Source organism: Neobacillus niacini (assembly GCF_036961885.1).
Taxonomy (GTDB): domain Bacteria; phylum Bacillota; class Bacilli; order Bacillales; family Cytobacillaceae; genus Neobacillus; species Neobacillus niacini_H.
In genome coordinates, this window is record NZ_JBALNQ010000063.1 from 21,608 (window position 1) to 41,020 (window position 19,413).

Below are 19,413 nucleotides of genomic sequence, written 5' to 3' on the forward strand. Positions count from 1 at the left end.
GCTCAATAGCCTTACATCATGCAAATTTTAACCCCTGAGTATAGGTAAATGCGGTTTGTTGGTGGGACGCCTTAATTTAGCTACACGGCGCTCGACAGAATCTGCTGAATCAGCAGATCAGTAAAGTGCGCGGCATGCTTGGCAACGTCATCCAGATTTTCATCGAAACTATCAGCCGTATCTTCGCCATGACCGGTAATATCCGATACCGCCTTGATGGCTAACACCGGAATATCATATTGGGCAGCAGCTTGAACGATGGCAAGTCCCTCCATATCTGAAACCTTAACGGAAGGAAAAGTCGATTTAATCCTCTCGACTCGATCTGATTCACTCATGAAGGAATCTAGCGTCAATATTAATCCGAAATCGAGTGAATACGGAAGATCATCTGCTTCGGCAGCAGCTTGTCTTGCTACATCCAGCCAGTTATCGTCTAGATCATATTTCGCCGGCATTTGCGGAACCTGGCCATATTCATAACCAAAGCAAGTAGCATCGACATCGCCATACCTATATTGCGTAGCGACAACGACGTCACCCACCTTTAATCCCTCGGCAAATGCACCCGACGTTCCTGCATTGATGATCAAATCCGGTTTATATCGTTCGATAAGCAGCGTAACTGCGACAGCTGCATTGACCTTGCCGATACCACTTTCTACTAGAATCAGAGGCTGGTCACGATAGATTGCTTCTTCAACGATAACCTTACCTACCTGTGACCTTGCCGTGATTCGTGATTCAATGCGAAAAGGAGCCATTTCCTCCTCCATCGCCGTGATAATTGCAATTCTCATATTCAAAGCCTCTCTATTCTTTCAGGTATGAAATCGGCTTACTTACAGGCACCTTCGAGCCACCGAATTCTTTTTCTATATATTTTTGGGTATCGTCATTATGATACAATTCACCTAATTTCAAGATGCCAGGATCGTCCTTTTTATCAGAGGTGGTTACAAGCACGTTGATGCTGTTTTTTGTATCTACGGAAACTTCCTCATGGAACAAGGAATCCTTCAATACGTTAAGTCCGCCTTCCATCGCGATTGTATTACCAATCAATACGAGATCCACGTCTTGAATCACCCGCGGACCAGTCGTGTCGTCGATCAATTTGAATTTTAGGTTTTTAGGATTCTCTGCGATATCGTTCACCGAACCTGTCCCCTCATTGAAGCCGTCCTTTAACTTGATCAGTCCGGACGCTTGCAATACTTTTAATCCTCTAGATGTATTGGCCGGGTTATCAGCCAAGGCGACGAGCGCGCCGTCCGGGACGTCATTGATATTCTTAATCTTCTGCGAATAAATTCCCATTGGTTCAAGGTAAGTCGTCGATACCGCAACAAGGTTGGCATTGCTGTCTTTATTGTAGCTAACCAAGTAACCCCAAGATTGGAAGGCGTTCACGTCAACCTCTCCTTCTTTGGTTGCGTTATTCATTACAACACCACCATTAATCTCCTTGACTTTGATATTAAGGTTGGCATCCTTGGCCTCCTGTGACTGCGCGATATGCTTCCAAATCTGGGCGTCAGAACCCATTGAACCAATGACGATTGTCTGACCGTCGCTCGATGTCTTGCTTCCGCAGCCAGCTACCAACAGTGTCAAGGCCAATCCGATAGCAAATCCGCCCCATAATTTCTTTATATTCATATACGTTCTCCCCCTAGACTAAATGAAATATTAACACCCTAATGCATCGTCATGCCGCCGGTTACATTAATGGCCTGTCCTGTCATATATGAAGATAATGGACTAGCCAGAAACAACACGACATTAGCAACATCTTGAACCTCGGCGGTCCTTCCGAGCGGTACCTGTGAGCAATCCTCGGCATAGATCTCCTCGGCAGTCATCTTGCGGATTAACCCGCCTTCGATGCGTTCTCGATGCTTCATCGGCGTCTCGACAATGCCTGGGCATACCGCATTGACAAGAATTTTATACTGCGCAAGTTCAATCGCCATGACTTTCGTTAATCCAAGAACAGCATGCTTGGATGCGCAATATCCGCCCATGGCACGATACCCGTTCTTTCCGGCTTGTGAAGCCATCTGTATGATTCTACCCGGCTTCCCGACCTCAACCATCTTCTTCGCAAAGATTTTGGATACCAGGTACAGTCCGGTGGAATTGATGGAGAATACCTTTTCCCAATCTTCCAACTTGCTGTCAATGACATAATCCATCGTGGAAATACCAGCGCAATTCACAACGATATCTGGTACCCCTGACTGCTCTAATACAATATCTGACCAGCGATAGATATCCTCTGACCGGGACAAATCCAGCCTGGACTCGGACAACTGCCCGTCAATAACTTTATAATCGTCTTCGTATGCGAGATCGGCAGAGATCACCTTAGCCCCGCTCTCAAGCAAGATTTGCACGATACCTTGTCCAATGCCTGAATTGCCGCCGGTTACAACTGCCGTAAGTTGCGATAAATCAAGCGTAATCATGTCAATTACAATACCCTTTCGAACGGATCTCTGCTAATACCGGCATGTAGTACAATCTTCGCGTATTCTTGTGCGGAGAACAGCGAATGATCCTTGTAATTGCCGCATTCCAACGCGGATACGGCCGGAACCTCCGTCGTTTCCAGCACGCGCTTTAACGTTCTTTCCAATGCGGATGCGATTTCTTCCGGATCATGCTCGTTCCAGAGAATCAGGTAATATCCCGTTCTGCATCCCATAGGTGATATATCGATGATGCCTTGAATCTCATCTCTCATATATGTCGCTAACAAATGTTCAAGTGTATGAAGCGCAGCCGTCGGAATCGCATCTTCATTCGGTTGCAGGAAGCGCAGATCATATTTTTGCACGGTACTGCCTTTCTCATCGCGCTCGACCCCTGCTGCTCTGACATAAGGAGCCTTTACGATCGTATGGTCCAATTGGAAACTTTCTACTTTTGCCATTGTACTTCAGTCCTTTTTCTATAGTATTGTATATTTATTTCAGTACGTAACCAAAGGCAGCATACTGTATAAATCGATATGTGCTAGTTGTTAATGCGTCGACTTCTTGGTGAAATAATCACCGATGAATTGGCATGCAAACACCAGAATCAGGATCAAAATCGTTGCTACAATTGTAATATCCGTCTGGAATCGGTTATACCCCTGATTAATCGCCAGACTGCCTAATCCTCCCGAGCCAATGGCACCCGCCATAGTCGTCAGCCCGATCAGGTTAATGATCGTAACCGAAGAAGCGCGGATAATGCCTGCCATACCCTCTTTCAGATAAACACGGAAAATAATCTCAATTGGCCCCGAACCCATGGATTGAGCCGCTTCGATAATCCCTGAATCTACTTCTACCAGCGCATTTTGTATTTGTCTGGCATAGAAAGGTACTATTCCAATGACCAAAGGCACGATAGCTGCATGCATGCCGATCGATGTCCCTACGATTATACGGGTAACAGGAACGATAACGGCGATGAGAATGATAAACGGAATGGATCTGAACAGGTTAATGACTTTTTCCACGACACTATAAATCAACCTGTTCTCCAGAATCCCTCCTTTATCTACGACAACCAGGGTAATGCCAAACAATATTCCGAATAATACGGAAAATAACGAGGTTACGGCCACCATATAAATCGTTTCATATGTACTCAAGAGGATTTCCTCTCTAAAACTCCATATATTTGAGAAATATTTCATAAAGAAATCGCTCATACTGGATCACCTACTTTACTATTCTGCAATAGACGGGAATCGATCAATTCAACCTCCACCTGAACCGACTGCAAATACTGCAGAGCTGCTTCCAGATCACTAGTGGTACCCGACATAACAACAATCAGGAAGCCGATTGGTGTCTGCTGTAAAATTTCCACATTAGCGAATAAAAGATTGGTTGTCACCCTATACCTAGCGGAAAGAGCCGAAATGATCGGCTCGCTGGTACTATTGCCAATAAAAGAAATCTTGCACAAGATATCGTTATCCTTCAGATGAAGCAATGACGGATGCTGCGCGAGCTTTTCCAACGTTTGATCAACTTGCGTCGCCGTATTGATGAAATCACGGGTTAATGCATTTTGCGGACTGCTGAAGATGGAGACGATATCGCCTTGCTCAATGATCCGACCCGCTTCCATCACTGCCACCTTGTTGCATATTTCTTTCACCACTTGCATTTCATGCGTAATAATAACGATCGTTAATCCGAGGTCTTGTTTCAGCTTCTTCAACAATTTCAGGATGGATAGCGTTGTTTTGGGATCCAGCGCACTGGTTGCTTCATCGCATAAGAGTATTTCCGGGTCATTCGCCAGCGCTCGAGCAATGGCTACCCTCTGCTTCTGCCCACCTGACAATTGAGAGGGATAAGAATCCCGTTTATCCGATAAACCTACCAACTCAAGCAAATCCATAACCTTCTGGGCTCTTTCACGCTTAGAAAGCTTGGAGCTTTTTAAAGGATAGTCTACATTGTCAAAGATCGTTCTAGAACTCATCAGGTTAAAATGTTGGAAGATCATCCCGATCTTCTTCCTGGCCACCCGCAGCTCTTTGGGATTCAAGGAGAGCAAATCTTGACCGTTCACCTTTACGTTTCCCGATGTTGGTCGTTGCAGCAGGTTAATGACGCGAACCAGAGTACTCTTCCCGGCTCCGCTGTATCCTACAATGCCATAAACATCGCCAGCATCAACCTGCAAATTGACATCCTGAACGGCTGTTACCGACTGAGAGCTAGTTTCAAATGTAACGTTAATCGTGGATAAAGAAATCATGATGCCCAACCTTTCCTAAAACTTCTATATTCTCAAAACTCAAAAAATTCTATTTCAGTAATTGTACATCAGAATACTAGGAATTGAAACAATAATTTTTTAATAGGGGTAGGTAGTACCAGAGAAGCTGAACACCCGCAAAAAAGTACATATTAATAATCGGTAAATATTAAAAAGAAAAGTAAGGTGATAATAATTGAGTTTTTCTTCCTCTTTTAAGAAGTCTTCTTAGGTAATGCATAACTCTTTTTTATCAATAAGACAGAGGTTGAATTAGTGATTGAAGAGGATAGTTTCAGAATAATCGTCAAATAGCCCCCACCATAGATGCGAGCTCGTAGTATTATTTAGATAACCAAAAATGTCTATCTCCAAGGTAAACAAAAAAAAGAGGATTCTCAAAATTTGGTCAACTAATGAGAAAGCCTCTTTTAATTTACATTATGTTAGCACTTTGTTAGCAAATCACTCAAAGGTCCTTATTTATCAAGGATTTGAGGGCTTTATCACATCATGCCGCCCCTAAGGTGAGAGTGTGTAATATCTCTAATCATGTATGCTAATAGTGCGGTATATTAAGTTTTTTCTAAATGTGCGTTGTAATATCTTTAATGTGAATTTACCGTTTTTCATTTGATCGCGTTAGCAAAATGTTAGGGATGAAATTTTTGAGTATCACTTAACATATATAGGTATTTTTAAGTGTTCTTCATTTTAGCTAATCTAACAAAGCTTACATCTCTTTGTTTAATTTTTTGTTGAACTTCTTCCATGAAATCTGTTAATACCAGAAGCATTTGTAGCAGTAACCCACAGCTAAATCTAGGGGGTCTTACTAGTATTTTAATAAAATAACTTTCCACCGTTTTTTACTAGATCTCTTCTCGACAATATTCTTTCTACTAAAGAGGAACAATCATAGATTTGACAGCATTTAAGGCATTTCTAATCAATCGTTTGATTACAAATAATTCAACTAATTAAACGTTTGATTAAACGGCGAGTAAACCCTTTAATTAAACGGACTTTTGGATGGTTTCAAGATTATTAATTGTCGAATAAAAGTTGTATTGTTAGGAATCAACTTAAAAACTGACAATAGAAACTAGCTAAATACATATTCTAACAAAAAAAGCAAATTATTAACTAACTAAACGTTTGATTGAAAGTGCAGAAAACCCTTTTAAACCAAGATCTCCCCTGTTATCTGGGTGAATTTTTTGTAGAGAAAAATTCTTTCTATTAACCTGTTTATGAATCAAAACATGTCAGGAATAATGACTCCGCTACAGAGACTATCCAAATCTTAATCACTAACAAGAAGATTCCCAGTGATCTCTACGCTTATTTTTTTTATTTATGAAGAGTTAGAGTAAAGTGCCGTTTCAATTAAATCCTCTTCACCATACCATATAAAGAGTATGATCAATTATTTCTTCTGAAGGGAGACTTTTTATTGGGTATAAGGCCATTTTGTGATGCTTTATTCGGAACGGATGCGTTTGGGGGCAACCTTATTTCAATTAATACTATGACTGGAACTGGAACTATTGTTGGGAACATGGGATTTCGAGCACCTGCACTAGCTATTGACCCTACAACAAATATCATGTATGCAGGACAAGGCGGAGGGCAGCCTAATCTTTATACAATAGACCCAAACACTGGACAAGCTACTTTAGTCGGGAACTCTGGCCTAGGTTTTGCTGCAATTGGTGCGTTGGATTTCCGAAGTGATGGAACATTATTTGCTGCTGTTAACATTGCTAGTTTAGAAGGAGCAGACCATTTAGCTATAATCAATAAGAACACAGGGGCGGCAACCATTATTGGATCGTTCGGGGAGTGCACCGGAGTTGAGATTCCTAGTACTGGCGGAGGGACATGTAACATTAAGGGACTTGACGCAATTGTTTTTACCGAGGACGGGACACTTCTTGGTGCATTAAATAATAATGGGGCTGCTGGTACACCAGGACTTTACACTATTGATATCAATACAGGCAAGGCTACCTTTTTAAGACCATTTGTAAATTCAGATTTGCTGGCAGGTGGAGTTGTCAGCCTTGAGTTCTGTGGTGGTACACTTTTCGGGGGAACTGCAAGATCTGCACCTGGAACAGGAACAGATGGAGGAAGACTTATTACTATTGATCCTGACACTGGATTATGGGAGTTCGTAGGAACTGAAAGTGCAACAGGAGGTACAAGCCTTGGAGGCTTGGCTGGTATCACCAAGTTTAGGTAAACAGAATATAAAAAATCAAGTATTATACAAAAGACTACCTCCAACAATTAGGAAGTAGTCTTTCTTTTAGAAATTTTTATTTAAGTTTGGTAGGATAATGCACTAAACCATTTCTCGAAGGAGAGTGGCATTATTACATCATGCCGCCCCTATGGTGAGAGTGTGTAATATCTTAAATTATGTGTGCAAAAAGTGCGATATATCATGAATTTGCTAAAATCTTACTGTAATATCTTTAACGGGAATTTACCGTTTTTTATTTGATTGCGTTAGCAAAATGTTAGCAATTTAAAACAGAAATCATCACCAAAGTCTACACACTCCACTTGTCCAGAGTGTATGTGGCAACACACTAGGTGCTGGTGAGTTTTCAAATATATTGTCCCTACTAAACAGCACAAATGCGTTAAACTTCTAAATTCAATAAGTTTCTCTCTCACAGCAGATTAGTTGAGTCTAAAGTTAACCCAAATATAAGGGGTATTATTTTATAAAATAATTATTAATCATTATTCGATACCATTTGTTGAAAAAAGAGAACCTGGGTACTGTTTGAGTATATCTGGTTTGATAATACTTATTTTCCTGTTTTCAACACTCAGCAAGCCTTCTTCTTCCCATTTTTTAAAAATCTTATAGATCGTTATTCGAGTCAACATTGGGATGCTGACAAATGCGATTACCTTTTTAATCATTGGCATTGCTTTGATCAAACGAAAAATAGCAAACTATTGAATATATTTGTGCCCTTTTTGAAATCGTGGGATTACCTTCGTTTGGGGTTGAATTCCTTCTATGGCCGTTTGGGACTGGCTGGTTCATAATCGGGGGTTACTTAATTTTTAAGGGAAGACATTAATAGAAACCTCCCCAAAAAAGCTTGAATTTCAAGCTCTTTTATTGGGAAGGACTCCTGACAAAAAACCCAGATCATTTCACCCGGAAAGTATTTATTAAAATATTTTTTGATACATCCGTGGATATCTTCTATGTACTACTCCAGTAAGGTCGTGGTACATAGAAGCTGGTCGACCGTTACTTTCATTGTTACACTTTTTTAATAAATATTATTGAGCAGTATATCCGCCATCAACTAACAAGTTTGCGCCTGTTACAAAGGAAGATTCATCGCTGGCAAGGAATAACACGCAATTAGCTACTTCTTCCGGTTTTCCAAGTCGTCTTGCTGGAACCATGGACACTAACTGATCAATTACTTCTGAAGGAGTATTCTCTAAAATTGGTGTATCAATGTATCCAGGACATACAGCATTGATTCTAATTCCCTGGCTTGCATAAGTAACAGCAGCCGCACGAGTCATATTCACAACTCCACCTTTTGCCGCAGCATAGGCTGAAACAGACATCTGACCGACATGCCCTAAGATAGATGCACAGTTAATAATCGAACCTTCACCGATTTTAGCCATTTCTTTAATTGCATATTTGTTGCAAAGGAACACGCCAGTTAAGTCAACACTGATCGTACGGTTCCATTCCTCAAGAGTACAACAATCAAGATCTTGCATATCTCCTACACCCGCATTTGCAAACAAGACATCCACTTTGCCATAGGTTTCTACTGTCTGCTGTACCAGGTTTGCGACATCTTCCTCTTTAGAGACATCTGTCTTAACAAAAAGGGCTTCTCCACCCTCAGCTTTAATTGAGTCTACTAACTTGGCACCCTTTGCTTCATTCCGTGCAGCAATAACAACTTTTGCTCCTTCTTTAGCAAATAATCTTACAGTGCTTTCACCAATTCCAAATGTACCGCCAGTAATGATTGCAACTTTTCCACTTAAACGCATGATGTGTTCCTCCTATTAGATAGTGGGTTTTATTTTTATTGTGAACAGATTGTGAAAATTTTCACATAAACATTCATAAATATGATATGTTTTGAAATTTATAGAATTGGATAGAATTTGCTTAATTTTATCATAGCAATTCACTTATCAATCTCATCACCTGTGAATATTTCATAACCATTTGCTTGATTATATATATCATTTAATCTTAATAAATAAAAGGCACCTGATATTCTGTAGGTTTACTTTTAATATTTAGGTCAGAAACATGGAGTTTTACTTTTTCTAATATCTGTCTAGTAATAATATCTCTTATATTAGGATTAATTTGTAATATTTCTTTATATGTTTCTACTGAAATACAGGATAGAATCCTTGACTATTTTTGCCGTCGTATAATAGGGCAACTCATTTAGTGCCTGCTCCCCAATTAATCTTCCACAAGTAGAAATTTCTAAAATCCGATTATTCTTTTTGAAATCAATAGTAGAAATTCTAACTAACCCATATAGGATAAAGTAAAACCCTCTCCTATTTCACCTTGTTTATATAAAATTGTATTTTTTCTGACAAATTTTCTTGTCGCATATCTTAAATAGGGTTCTATTAAAGGCATTATTAAGTATAAACACTCTTTAAAGTATATCTAAATTGAAATATCTTAATTGCATTTAATTAGATAAATACCCCTTAAAGCAAGCTTGAAAAAAATGTTTTACGATTTACTTTAAGGGGTACTAATAATAGATTGTATGTCTTATTTAATCTTTATTATATTTTACCTTGTGAGGATTTTGGAATAAATAGTATGGCTATGGAACCTATTATCGCCGCCGATGCAAAGACATAGAAGTTTGTTGCAAGACTGAAATTCCAAGATATTATTAAACCTGCAAGGATAGGTCCCAAAATAGCTCCAATCCTACCGAATCCAAGTGCCCAACCTAAAGCAGTTGCGCGAATTTCTGAATCAAAATATTTTGTTAAATATGCATTTAAGATTAATGTGGTTCCAATAGTTCCGAAGCCTGCAACCGCAACAAGAGCATATACAACCAACATGGATGATTTTATACTTAATAGAGCAATGCAAATTCCTGCTAGAATATATGAGATACTGATAACTTTTTTTGAACCCCATTTGTCTGCAGCCCCACCAGCAACAATACCACCTACAGCCGCGGAAAAGTTAAGCATTAACAGAAATCCTAAACTCGAACCTAATGGGTAACCAGCTGATCTCATCATTTGCGGCAACCATGTATTTAATCCGTAAATGCAAAATAGACCCACAAACATGACCATCCAGAACAAAACAGTTGCACGGATATTTTGTCTTGAAAAAAGTGAAGCGACAATACCCATTGTACTTCCTTCTTTTTTCACTTTCACTTTATTCATTTGATTACTAATGATTGAATCGAGTGAAATATTAAATCGTTTGGCAATTTTTTCTGCTTCTGTATGTCTATTTTTTGCTACTAGAAATTCAAGTGATTCAGGCAAATATTTAATCATGAAAGGAACCGCAATAATAGGCAGTGCACCTATCCCAAACATAAACCTCCAACCAAATTGTTCCAAAAGATTTATTGATAATAACGCTGAAGTTACTCCGCCGACCGAATAACCTGTATACATGATGGCATACAATATAGACCTACGGTGAACAGGTGAATATTCGATCGTTAGAGCAGATGCACATGGAATAACACCACCTAATGCAAGTCCGCCTAAAAAGCGAATAATTCCAAACATTAGAGGGGTTGGTGCCATTGCTGCACCGACCATTGATATGGAAAATATAGTAATACAAATTACCATTACTTTTTTACGTCCAAAAATATCTGTTATCGTTCCTGATAAAACTCCCCCTATTAACATTCCAATTAGAGCGTAGCTTGCAATAGTTCCAGCCAAAGCAGGTGATAACGCCCATGCAGAGTCTTGCAATATGGCAGGAAGGACAGCACCGTAAATAGCCATATCATATCCCTCTGAAAAAATTGCAAAAAAACAAATGGATACGACTAGAATGGTATAGCCGGGTATCGCTTTTGCTTTCGTACTAGTATCTATATTCTCTTGATTTGTTAGAGTTTTTGGTTGTCCCATAAATACATCTCCCTTTTTATCTATTAAATGACATACGATTTTAAATTGTATATAGCCTTACCAAATATTATTAAGGAGAAACAGGATACATCAGAAATTCTTGTATAATATAAATGAGATTGTTAAACTATTATTGATTAAGGATGGGGTAAAGTAGATTTAATTAACATAATTACTTATATATAGGGGAGGAACCTCTACCATTCTGTTTCCTCCTCTGAATCAAACTGTATCTCTCACAATATCAGTTTTAAGTCATTTGGAATTGAAATCTCTTTGCCCTATTTTTTGAGCTCTGTTGATTTGCCGTTATGGCTAAATTTATCGAAGCTATTTTAGTGTTTATAGCATCCAAACGAGATGTCATAATATGCCCCCATTTCAATAGAAGCAGTTGTCAATCCTGCAATGTAAATGAAAGATTTATATAGATATTTCCTGAATTTAATAGTACTAAAATCAAGTCTTAGCTCCTTACATCACATAGGGTCTTCAGATTATCCCACTTCACATCAATGTATTCTTGCAATTCATCTATTTGTTCATCACTTAGATGGCTGTATTTCTTCATGGATGTCAAATACTCTCTTAGCGGAATAGGATTTTTAACTTTAACATTTAGCTTGAATTTCCCATGGTCCACTTCATAGATAGGCGTAAATCTAGACTGAACTCCCTTTCTAACTATATCTATACTTTTTTCAGATGGATAACCCCAACCTGTGGTACAACTATTGTAAATATGAATGTAAACAAAGCCATCCTTTATGGTTTTTGCCTTTTCAAGTTTTTTAATTAAGTCAGGCATATATGCCGGGGAAGCAGTAGCCATATATGCGATGTCATGCATTGCCATGATCATAGGCATATCTTTTCTATGTGTAGACTTTCCATTTGAAGCTTCGCCAACTGGTGTTGTCGTAGTCCAAGACCCAAAGGGTGTTGAGCTGCTTCTCTGGAATCCGGTATTCATGTACCCTTCATTATCGTAACAGATATAAATAATGTTCTCTCCTCTTTCCGCAGCTCCGGATAAGGCTTGGAATCCAGCATCCACAGAAGCACCATCACCTGCAAAAGCAACAACGTTGACATCTCTTCCAATTCTTTCGTAATGTCTCTTTATTCCAGTTAACATTGATGCAGTATTGTCTAGTAGTGGAAAAAATACAGGTATTTTCATTCCTGTTTTATCTGCCCAACCTACACTTTGAACTCCGCCCATACATCCCGGTGGAATTGCAACAATTGTATTTGGTCCAAAAATCTGAAGAGCTGTTCTCATTGATAACTCTACATTGCACCCTGAACATGCTGTTATCCCGGGACAAACCATATCTTCATATGTTGACATTTTTTCAACTAGTTTCATAGATTATCTCCCCTTTCTATTAATAAGCCAATGAGCTTTGTTGTCCATATTTCCATTTTTTCCAGCCTCAACTACTTTTTCAATTGCTTCACACATCAGTTCAGTAGTCAAATCCTCTCCGCCTAGGCCACCAATAAATGGTACCGCCGGAACAGGATGGAGATTACTTATAGCTGACTTAACCTCCTGATATACTATACCTGTATGCCAACCGAAACTTACATTTCTATCAACTACTCCGATCGCTTTTCTTCCGCTTAAAAGCTCCTTGACTTCTTCTTTAGGGAATGGCCTTAGACATCTAATTTTAACTAACCCTGCCTTCACACCTTTCTCTCTTGCCATATCTACAGCTACTCTTGCAGATCCAGTTAATGAACCCAATGTTACAAGTACATACTCGGCATCTTCCATTCTATATGGTTCTACAAGACCAAAATGATCTCTGCCGAACTTCTTGGCAAACTCGTCATTTACTTCTTTGATTACCCGCTTAGCATTATCCATGGCCTGCATATGTAGTTCCCTATAGTATTGAAGTAAATCACCTGGTGTAAGAGGATCTACAGCCATTGGAGTCTCAGGATCCAACTTAACATGTGTTGGATTATAAGTTGGAATGAAATCAGCTACTTCTTTTTGAGTTGGAACCTCTACACCCTCTGTCAAATGAGATAGGTAGAAACCGTCATAACAAATATTTATTGGTAACAACACATCATCATTTTCAGCAATTTTAAATGCCTGGATATTCATATCCAAAATTTCCTGATTGTCTTCCACATATATCTGTATCCACCCCGCATCCCGTACTGTAAGGGAATCCTGTGGTCCACCCCATACGGATTGAGGTGATATCATTTCTCTATTAACAATATTCATGACAATAGGCAATCTCAATGTAGAAGCTCTAAAATAAGGCTCATACATTAATGCTAATCCCTGTGATGAGGTTGCAGTAAATGTTCTTGCTCCTGCAAGTGATGCTCCAGTCAGTACACTCATAGCTGAATGCTCTGATTCCGGCTCAACTATATTTGCATCTATAACTCCATCAGCAACATATTGGCTGAAATGCTCCACCAGTGGTGTCTGTGGGGTTATAGGATAAGCAGCTACTACATCAGGTTTTGCCAACAATGCCCCTATTGCTGCGGCATGATTACCACTTAATACTTGTCTTTTACTCATCGTTATTCCCCCTTCACAAATTCTATGGCATTTGATCGACATTCTTCTATACATACTGCACAGCCTTTGCAATACTCGAGGTCTATGAAATACTCTCCATCAGAGTATTTTACCGATTTAGTCGGACAATATTGAAAGCACAAGCTGCATTTAACACACTTATCTTGGTCAATTACAACCGGGTACATTTTCCATTCGCCAGTATTTATAATATTAAGCTCTTTCCCTATCGCACATATAAAATCAGTCTTAATCACGATTTCCCCCTCCATTCATATCGACTATAACAACATTATTAAAACCATATTCCAATGCTTCCAGATTTTTTGGTCCCCAAATCGCCTGAGTTTTTTCACTTACCTTGTCAAAACTCACCCAGTTAGTTGCTTTAACGAAAGCTCCAAGTACTATTGTATTTGGAAGCATCCTCCCGAATATTTCCATAGATGCCTTGTTTGCATCCACATAAGCTACCTTTGTTATACACTCAGGAATATCAATATCCTCTATAGACTTAGTATTAATGACAAGAATAGAATTTTCCTGTGCTCCAGCAAATACATCTACACTATTCAGTAGAGTTGGATCGATGACCATGATACAGTTTGGGTTATAGATCTGATTTTTTTCTCTGATTTTTTTCTCATCAATTCTTACAAAAGCGCTAACTGGACCACCCTTTTTCTCAAAGCCAAAGTAAGGAAAACAAGCGCCATGTTTACCATCTTCAACAGCCGCATAAACAATAATTTCGGATGTTGTAACAGCACCTTGACCCCCTCTTCCATGAATTCGTAACTCTTTCATAAAAATCCCTCCAAATAAATTTAGACTAATAGATGCTTAATGATATATGTAATCCTACTCCTTCAATTCATCGATTCAATATGATATATTGATGGTAAGCCCGTTCGATACATAAAAGGAGGTATGATTATGACGCATGAATCATTATGGGTAGTTGATGATACTGACATAAATGAGCTTTTGCTAAAATATACTGACAGTCAACATACATACCCAAAAGGTAGTTATATCTATCAACAGGACGAGGACCACGATTATCTATTTTTCCTTGTAAGCGGCAGGATAAAAGTAAATCTTACAGACTCCAATGGTTTAGAAAAAACTCTTGCGATTCATGAAGCTGGATCTTTTTTCGGTGAAACTGCCTTCTTTGACGAGTATCCTGGCTTTGCAAATGCTCAAACTCTAAAAGATTCAATAGTATTGTTTTTTACTAGAGAACAATTAACAAAACTTTTTACTGACCACCCGGAAATCATATTCCAACTTTTCGAAGCAATGGGTAGAAAAATCAGGCTTCTTTCCTTCCAGGTTGGGTATATGTCATTTCTGAAGATTGAACAGCGAGTAGTTGCTCTTCTCTTGAGCTTATTTGAATCTACTGGCAGAGAATGCCCAATTAACACTACTTCTTCCTCTAGCAATTGCCCAATCAGTGGATACTGTATGGATGGCTATCATCTAAAGATAACGGTCACCGATCAGGAAATAGCTGAAATGATAGGCACAAGACGAGAAGCTGTAACTAAAACAATCAACCATTTAAAGCAACAAAAGCTGATATATAAACAGAAACGCACAATTTGTTGCCCTGATTTACAAAAGTTAAGCGCATACATATTAAATTAAAATGGATCCCCATGACTGCAGCTCTTAGCTTTGACTGTTCAAATAACTGGAAGCAGCAATTGACATGAGTTTATCTTGAACAGAGTCAGATCTAGAGGTCATTACTAAAGGTTTTTTGGTTCCGACTATGACTGAACTGACTCTCTTCTTAGCGTAATAGGTTATAGTCTTGTGAAGGACATTGCCCATTCTAATATCTGAAACTACTAGTATATCTGCATTGCCAGCAACAGGGCCTGAAACTCCCTTGTGTTCTGCTGATGTTTTAGAAATTGCATTATCTAGCGCAAATGGTCCATCGATTAAACAATTTTTGATTTGCCCACGATCGTTCATCTTGCTTAATACAGCAGCATCCATCGTCTCTTGCATAGTTGGATTAACTGTTTCAAGAGCTGTTATCAGCGCTACCTTAGGGCATTCATATCCGAACTTTCTGGCGACAAATACAGCATTGTTTACTATACTGATTTTTTCATTAATGTCAGGCGCAATGTTCATAGCACAATCTGTTATGAAATTCAGTCCAGTATTATCAATATTATCTGTTATTGTAATTTGGGAAATGAGAGAATTCGTCCTAAGTCCAACTTGTTTATCCAATACTGCACGCATAAATGTAGCTGTGGATAGCAAACCTTTCATCGGCATATCTGCTTTACCTGAAGTAACCAGTTCAACTGCCTTTTGTGCACATCCTTTATCATCATATGACTCTACAATAGGAACGTTTTTAAGGTTGTAGTTACCCTCTGCTATCAGGTGATTAATATTATTAGGGTTACCTACGAAGATAAAATCAGCTAGATTATTGCTGATTGCCATTTCTGCAACGCTTAAAATATCATGATCGGCAGCCTGTGCTACAGCTATTATATTTTTTTGTGAATTCTTTACTTTCTCAAATAATTCATCCAATGATTTAATCATAAAATACTCCCTTCTATAATAGTATCCAAGGAATTACATATACTCTTGAATCGGCCAATTTCCAGAAACTGCATGCATGGCTCCATCTACTAGAGATTCCAGTTCATCTTCTCCAGGGTACAAATATATGGGTGCTATAAACTCACACCACTCAGTAAGTCCTTTTACTATATAATTTGAGTAAGCCAATCCGCCGGTGAAAGCAATTGCATCCACATCTCCTCTTAAAGTAACCGCAGCTGCTCCTATGCTTTTGGCAATCTGATAAATCATAGTATCATAGACTTCTTTTGCAGTCTTATCACCATCTGCAATCATCTTTTCAACTTCTTTTCCATCTTTTGTACCTAGTAATGCAAACAAACCGCCTTTGCCATTGACCATACGGTACATATCTTCATAGGTGTGATTACCTGAGTAAGCGGCTTTTAAAACTTCAACGATAGGTAGTGTGCCAGCCCGTTCAGGTGCCATTGGACCATCGCCGTCAAGTCCGTTGTTTACATCTTCAACCTTACCTTTATGATGGGCAGCAATGGACATACCTCCACCCATATGCACAATTATTGCATTAAGCTCGTCATAACTCTTATTGAGCTTTGATGCAAGCCTTCTTCCAACAGACTTTTGATTTAATGCCTGATACCAACTTTTACGATAAACATTTTTCCATCCAGTGTATCTGGCCTCGGGAATTAGTTCGTCAATACAGGGTGGATCAACTGTAAAAGCCTGGATACCCAATTCATTTGCTAAATCATATGCTACAGCGCATCCGACACCACAAGGATGATTTCCCAATTTCCTGCTTTTAGCATCCGCCACCATTTTCTGATTAATCCGATATGCACCGCCGTTCAAAGGTTTAAGAGGAGCTCCTCTCGATACCAGGAAATTAAAATCAGATAATTTGTAACCGTTTACATTCACAAAATTAATAATTACATTCTTTCTGAAGTCATACTGATCCCATATATCATTATATTTTCCAAAAGCTTCATCTGTTTCGTGTCTGATAGTTTCTTGATGTAAGCATGTCCTGTCGTTAAATATAGCAATTTTGGTTGAAGTACTTCCTAGATTCATTACTAAAATAGTGTGGCCTTTTGCCATTATACTCCTCCTTAATAAGTACTTAATATAAGCTTATAGAAGTACAAAAAAGAAAACTGTGTGAAAAAACACAATTTCTCTCACAAAAAAATATTGGGAGTTTCCCGTTTTTTTCAATCATTTGTTCAAACAAAAAAGAACCGAGACAACGTACTAACGGGGAAGCAGACTATTTCAACACGATATGCGACACGCATTCCACATGACTTGAGGTTGGTGTCTCACTCGAACAAATCATGGACAACTTGGCCATACCGATGATCAAATTACGAAAAATGTGTACCTTCACTTCACGTAACCCAAGAATTAAAAAAGAAGCCTCCCAAAAGTTCAGTGAACTTATGAGAAGCCTCCGTTAAAATCCTCAATATTAGTAAAATGTTAGCATTCCAATCTCAACTTACTCACAAACCCAGTCATTTCAAGGGTTCATGGGCGTTATCACATCATGCCGCCCATTCCACCCATGCCGCCCATGTCAGGCATTCCGCCATGACCAGCAGGTTCTGGCTTGTCAGCAACAACTGCTTCAGTTGTTAAGAACATAGCCGCTACAGATGCAGCGTTTTGCAGTGCAGAACGTGTAACCTTAGTTGGGTCAACGATTGGCTATTGGGATTTAAAATGATGTAATAATTATATTCAATTTACAATAACCACTTCTTGTAATAATGCTTCTTCTTTAATTAGTAGTGGTCAAAAACTGTAAAGTTGCATAGGTGGCTTTTTCCAAATCTAATTTCTGTTTTAAATACTCTTCCTCCACCTCTTCTATCACAACATACGGAAATCCTGTAAAGTACAGTTATTTTCTAGCATATATTTAAAAATCTTACACGCTTTAAAATTGCCTTCATAAAGGAACTAGATCTTGAAAAGAAATAATTATAATACTCATCATAAGAAAGCCTATTTAAAGCCATAATTTCAGAAAAATGCTTTTTATATCTTCTTTGTATGTCTTTTTCTTGACCTATATAAATCGGTACAATCTTATCAGAAGTGAAATTGTCTATGTATATCATATAAATACCTGAGTAACTATGTTTTGTTTCTGGTGTAACTTCCCTATACAAGTTTTCCTGTATCAATGGTTTTACAAGGTATTTTATTTCACCTATTTTTCTCACATTATTACCCATGTGATTTTCTCCATTTATTAAACTATTTTGTTTGATACAGGGTAAATGTATCTGTTAGTGACAATTAACTAATTAGCTATGAACCCTTACATCATCAAATTCTTTTTCTGTTTTTCAAATTCTTCTTTTGTAATTAGACCATCAGCTAATAAATCAGCAAATTTTCTTAGTTCATCTGCAATGGACGGCACACCTTTTGTTGTTGAATCCTTTGGCAATTTCTCCGACTTATCCATATTATCTAATTCTTCCGCCTGACGAATTAAAACACTTACCTTATCATGTAAATATTGTGCAGATTTATACGCATTCTTATATGTATCGCTTTGTTCATTTACGTATTGTTCCCCACCCTCAATATCTCTAGGCAATAATTCAATATCAAATGTAGGTTCTTTTATATCATTAACAACAACTTTCACAGATACCGACTCTCTGGAACTTGAATTTTTTGCTCCGACAATACCACCTACCACCGCTCCAATTCCACCGCCAAGTGCTGCACCAATTACTGCTCCAGTGGTAGCATCAGACCTTGATGTGTTTAAGACTTCTCTACCATCCTCTAAAACTTTTGATTGTAAAATATCTCTATAATTATAGGCTTTTATTGAATCACTTTTAACAAATAAAATCATTTTCCTATTTTCATCAAACACAATAAATCTGTCTATTTTAACTTTATCCTGAAACACTTGAGAAACAGTAAATCCTTTATTTTCCAATTCCTTAATTAAACTTTCTTCTTCATCAGTAGACTTAGCAAGCTTTTCATTTTCCCTTTGCTTCTTTTTCACCTCTTCGATTTTAACAAATGAGTAAAAACTACCAATAATTATTGCGATTCCGAAAATAGATAAACCTTCACCTTCTCCAGCAATAAACAATCCCCACCCTATTGCAAATCCAATTATTCCAACTAAACAGCCCATTATCTTCCCACCCAAAAAAGATTTGTTATTTCCCAATAATATTACCATAATTTTCTTATTAACATAATAACAACTATATGCATACCTTTCTAAACACAAAGAAGATAGAAACCAATATAAGTCCTATAAC

At 38.3% G+C, this 19,413-nt stretch carries 19 protein-coding genes and 2 pseudogenes; 2 read left to right on the plus strand and 19 right to left on the minus strand.

Going from position 1 to position 19,413, the window contains the following annotated elements:
- Positions 1–80: 80 nt before the first annotated feature.
- The 6 genes from mtnN to V7124_RS22645 form a co-directional block, all read right to left on the minus strand.
- The gene (mtnN, locus tag V7124_RS22620; RefSeq protein WP_335418004.1) at positions 81–800 is read right to left on the minus strand and encodes a 5'-methylthioadenosine/S-adenosylhomocysteine nucleosidase; all 720 of its coding nucleotides are present in this window, start codon (positions 798–800) and stop codon (positions 81–83) included.
- A 13-nt stretch (positions 801–813) separates the two neighbouring features.
- Positions 814–1,662, minus strand: a complete 849-nt coding sequence (locus V7124_RS22625; protein WP_335418002.1) for a MetQ/NlpA family ABC transporter substrate-binding protein — start codon at positions 1,660–1,662, stop codon at positions 814–816.
- Between the two features lie 38 nt (positions 1,663–1,700).
- Positions 1,701–2,471, minus strand: a complete 771-nt coding sequence (locus V7124_RS22630) for an SDR family NAD(P)-dependent oxidoreductase (protein WP_335417999.1) — start codon at positions 2,469–2,471, stop codon at positions 1,701–1,703.
- A gap of 5 nt (positions 2,472–2,476) precedes the next feature.
- Positions 2,477–2,938 (minus strand): S-ribosylhomocysteine lyase, encoded by a 462-nt coding sequence (locus V7124_RS22635; protein ID WP_335417996.1) that lies wholly within the window; start codon positions 2,936–2,938, stop codon positions 2,477–2,479.
- A 90-nt stretch (positions 2,939–3,028) separates the two neighbouring features.
- A complete protein-coding gene (locus V7124_RS22640) occupies positions 3,029–3,709 on the minus strand; it encodes a methionine ABC transporter permease (protein WP_335417993.1) in 681 nt (226 codons plus the stop codon).
- On the minus strand, positions 3,706–4,773 hold the full coding sequence (locus tag V7124_RS22645) for a methionine ABC transporter ATP-binding protein (protein ID WP_335417991.1): 1,068 nt from the start codon (positions 4,771–4,773) through the stop codon (positions 3,706–3,708). The genes V7124_RS22640 and V7124_RS22645 overlap by 4 nt, the downstream gene beginning before the upstream one ends.
- Before the next feature lie 1,456 nt (positions 4,774–6,229).
- Between V7124_RS22645 and V7124_RS22650 the strand changes: the two genes are divergently transcribed.
- Entirely contained in the window at positions 6,230–7,021 is a 792-nt protein-coding gene (locus V7124_RS22650) for a hypothetical protein (RefSeq protein ID WP_335417989.1), read from the plus strand.
- Between the two features lie 509 nt (positions 7,022–7,530).
- Here the strand turns inward: V7124_RS22650 and V7124_RS22655 are convergent.
- The 8 genes and pseudogenes from V7124_RS22655 to V7124_RS22685 form a co-directional block, all read right to left on the minus strand.
- Positions 7,531–7,734, minus strand: a complete 204-nt coding sequence (locus tag V7124_RS22655; protein ID WP_335493713.1) for a hypothetical protein — start codon at positions 7,732–7,734, stop codon at positions 7,531–7,533.
- Positions 7,735–8,088: 354 nt separating this feature from the next.
- Positions 8,089–8,832 (minus strand): SDR family NAD(P)-dependent oxidoreductase, encoded by a 744-nt coding sequence (locus V7124_RS22660; protein WP_335417986.1) that lies wholly within the window; start codon positions 8,830–8,832, stop codon positions 8,089–8,091.
- 341 nt (positions 8,833–9,173) lie between these two features.
- Positions 9,174–9,350: pseudogene (locus V7124_RS26305) on the minus strand (Crp/Fnr family transcriptional regulator); the annotation flags it as partial.
- A 253-nt stretch (positions 9,351–9,603) separates the two neighbouring features.
- On the minus strand, positions 9,604–10,947 hold the full coding sequence (locus V7124_RS22665) for an MFS transporter (RefSeq protein WP_335417983.1): 1,344 nt from the start codon (positions 10,945–10,947) through the stop codon (positions 9,604–9,606).
- 466 nt (positions 10,948–11,413) lie between these two features.
- A complete protein-coding gene (locus V7124_RS22670) occupies positions 11,414–12,319 on the minus strand; it encodes a thiamine pyrophosphate-dependent enzyme (RefSeq protein WP_335417980.1) in 906 nt (301 codons plus the stop codon).
- A 3-nt stretch (positions 12,320–12,322) separates the two neighbouring features.
- Positions 12,323–13,510 carry a transketolase C-terminal domain-containing protein gene (locus tag V7124_RS22675; protein WP_335417977.1) on the minus strand — a complete coding sequence of 396 codons (1,188 nt, stop codon included), beginning with the start codon at positions 13,508–13,510 and terminating at the stop codon, positions 12,323–12,325.
- Positions 13,511–13,512: 2 nt separating this feature from the next.
- Complete coding sequence (locus V7124_RS22680; RefSeq protein WP_335417974.1) at positions 13,513–13,767, minus strand: 4Fe-4S binding protein; 255 nt, start codon at positions 13,765–13,767, stop codon at positions 13,513–13,515.
- Positions 13,760–14,317, minus strand: coding sequence for a 2-oxoacid:acceptor oxidoreductase family protein (locus tag V7124_RS22685; RefSeq protein ID WP_335417971.1), 558 nt, complete (start codon positions 14,315–14,317; stop codon positions 13,760–13,762). The genes V7124_RS22680 and V7124_RS22685 overlap by 8 nt, the downstream gene beginning before the upstream one ends.
- 129 nt (positions 14,318–14,446) lie before the next feature.
- On the opposite strand from V7124_RS22685, the gene V7124_RS22690 reads away from it, so the two are divergent.
- A complete protein-coding gene (locus V7124_RS22690) occupies positions 14,447–15,166 on the plus strand; it encodes a Crp/Fnr family transcriptional regulator (protein ID WP_335417968.1) in 720 nt (239 codons plus the stop codon).
- A gap of 24 nt (positions 15,167–15,190) precedes the next feature.
- On the opposite strand, the gene V7124_RS22695 is transcribed toward V7124_RS22690, so the two are convergent.
- The 5 genes and pseudogenes from V7124_RS22695 to V7124_RS22715 all read right to left on the minus strand — a co-directional run bounded on the left by V7124_RS22695 (position 15,191) and on the right by V7124_RS22715 (position 19,283).
- Entirely contained in the window at positions 15,191–16,096 is a 906-nt protein-coding gene (locus V7124_RS22695) for a phosphate acyltransferase (RefSeq protein ID WP_335493715.1), read from the minus strand.
- Positions 16,097–16,129: 33 nt separating this feature from the next.
- Positions 16,130–17,209 (minus strand): butyrate kinase, encoded by a 1,080-nt coding sequence (gene buk / locus V7124_RS22700; RefSeq protein ID WP_335417964.1) that lies wholly within the window; start codon positions 17,207–17,209, stop codon positions 16,130–16,132.
- Between the two features lie 441 nt (positions 17,210–17,650).
- Positions 17,651–17,815 (minus strand): annotated as a pseudogene (locus V7124_RS22705) (hypothetical protein); the annotation flags it as partial.
- A gap of 206 nt (positions 17,816–18,021) precedes the next feature.
- Positions 18,022–18,351 (minus strand): hypothetical protein, encoded by a 330-nt coding sequence (locus tag V7124_RS22710; RefSeq protein WP_335417961.1) that lies wholly within the window; start codon positions 18,349–18,351, stop codon positions 18,022–18,024.
- A gap of 86 nt (positions 18,352–18,437) precedes the next feature.
- Positions 18,438–19,283, minus strand: a complete 846-nt coding sequence (locus V7124_RS22715; RefSeq protein ID WP_335493718.1) for an SHOCT domain-containing protein — start codon at positions 19,281–19,283, stop codon at positions 18,438–18,440.
- Positions 19,284–19,413: the final 130 nt, after the last annotated feature.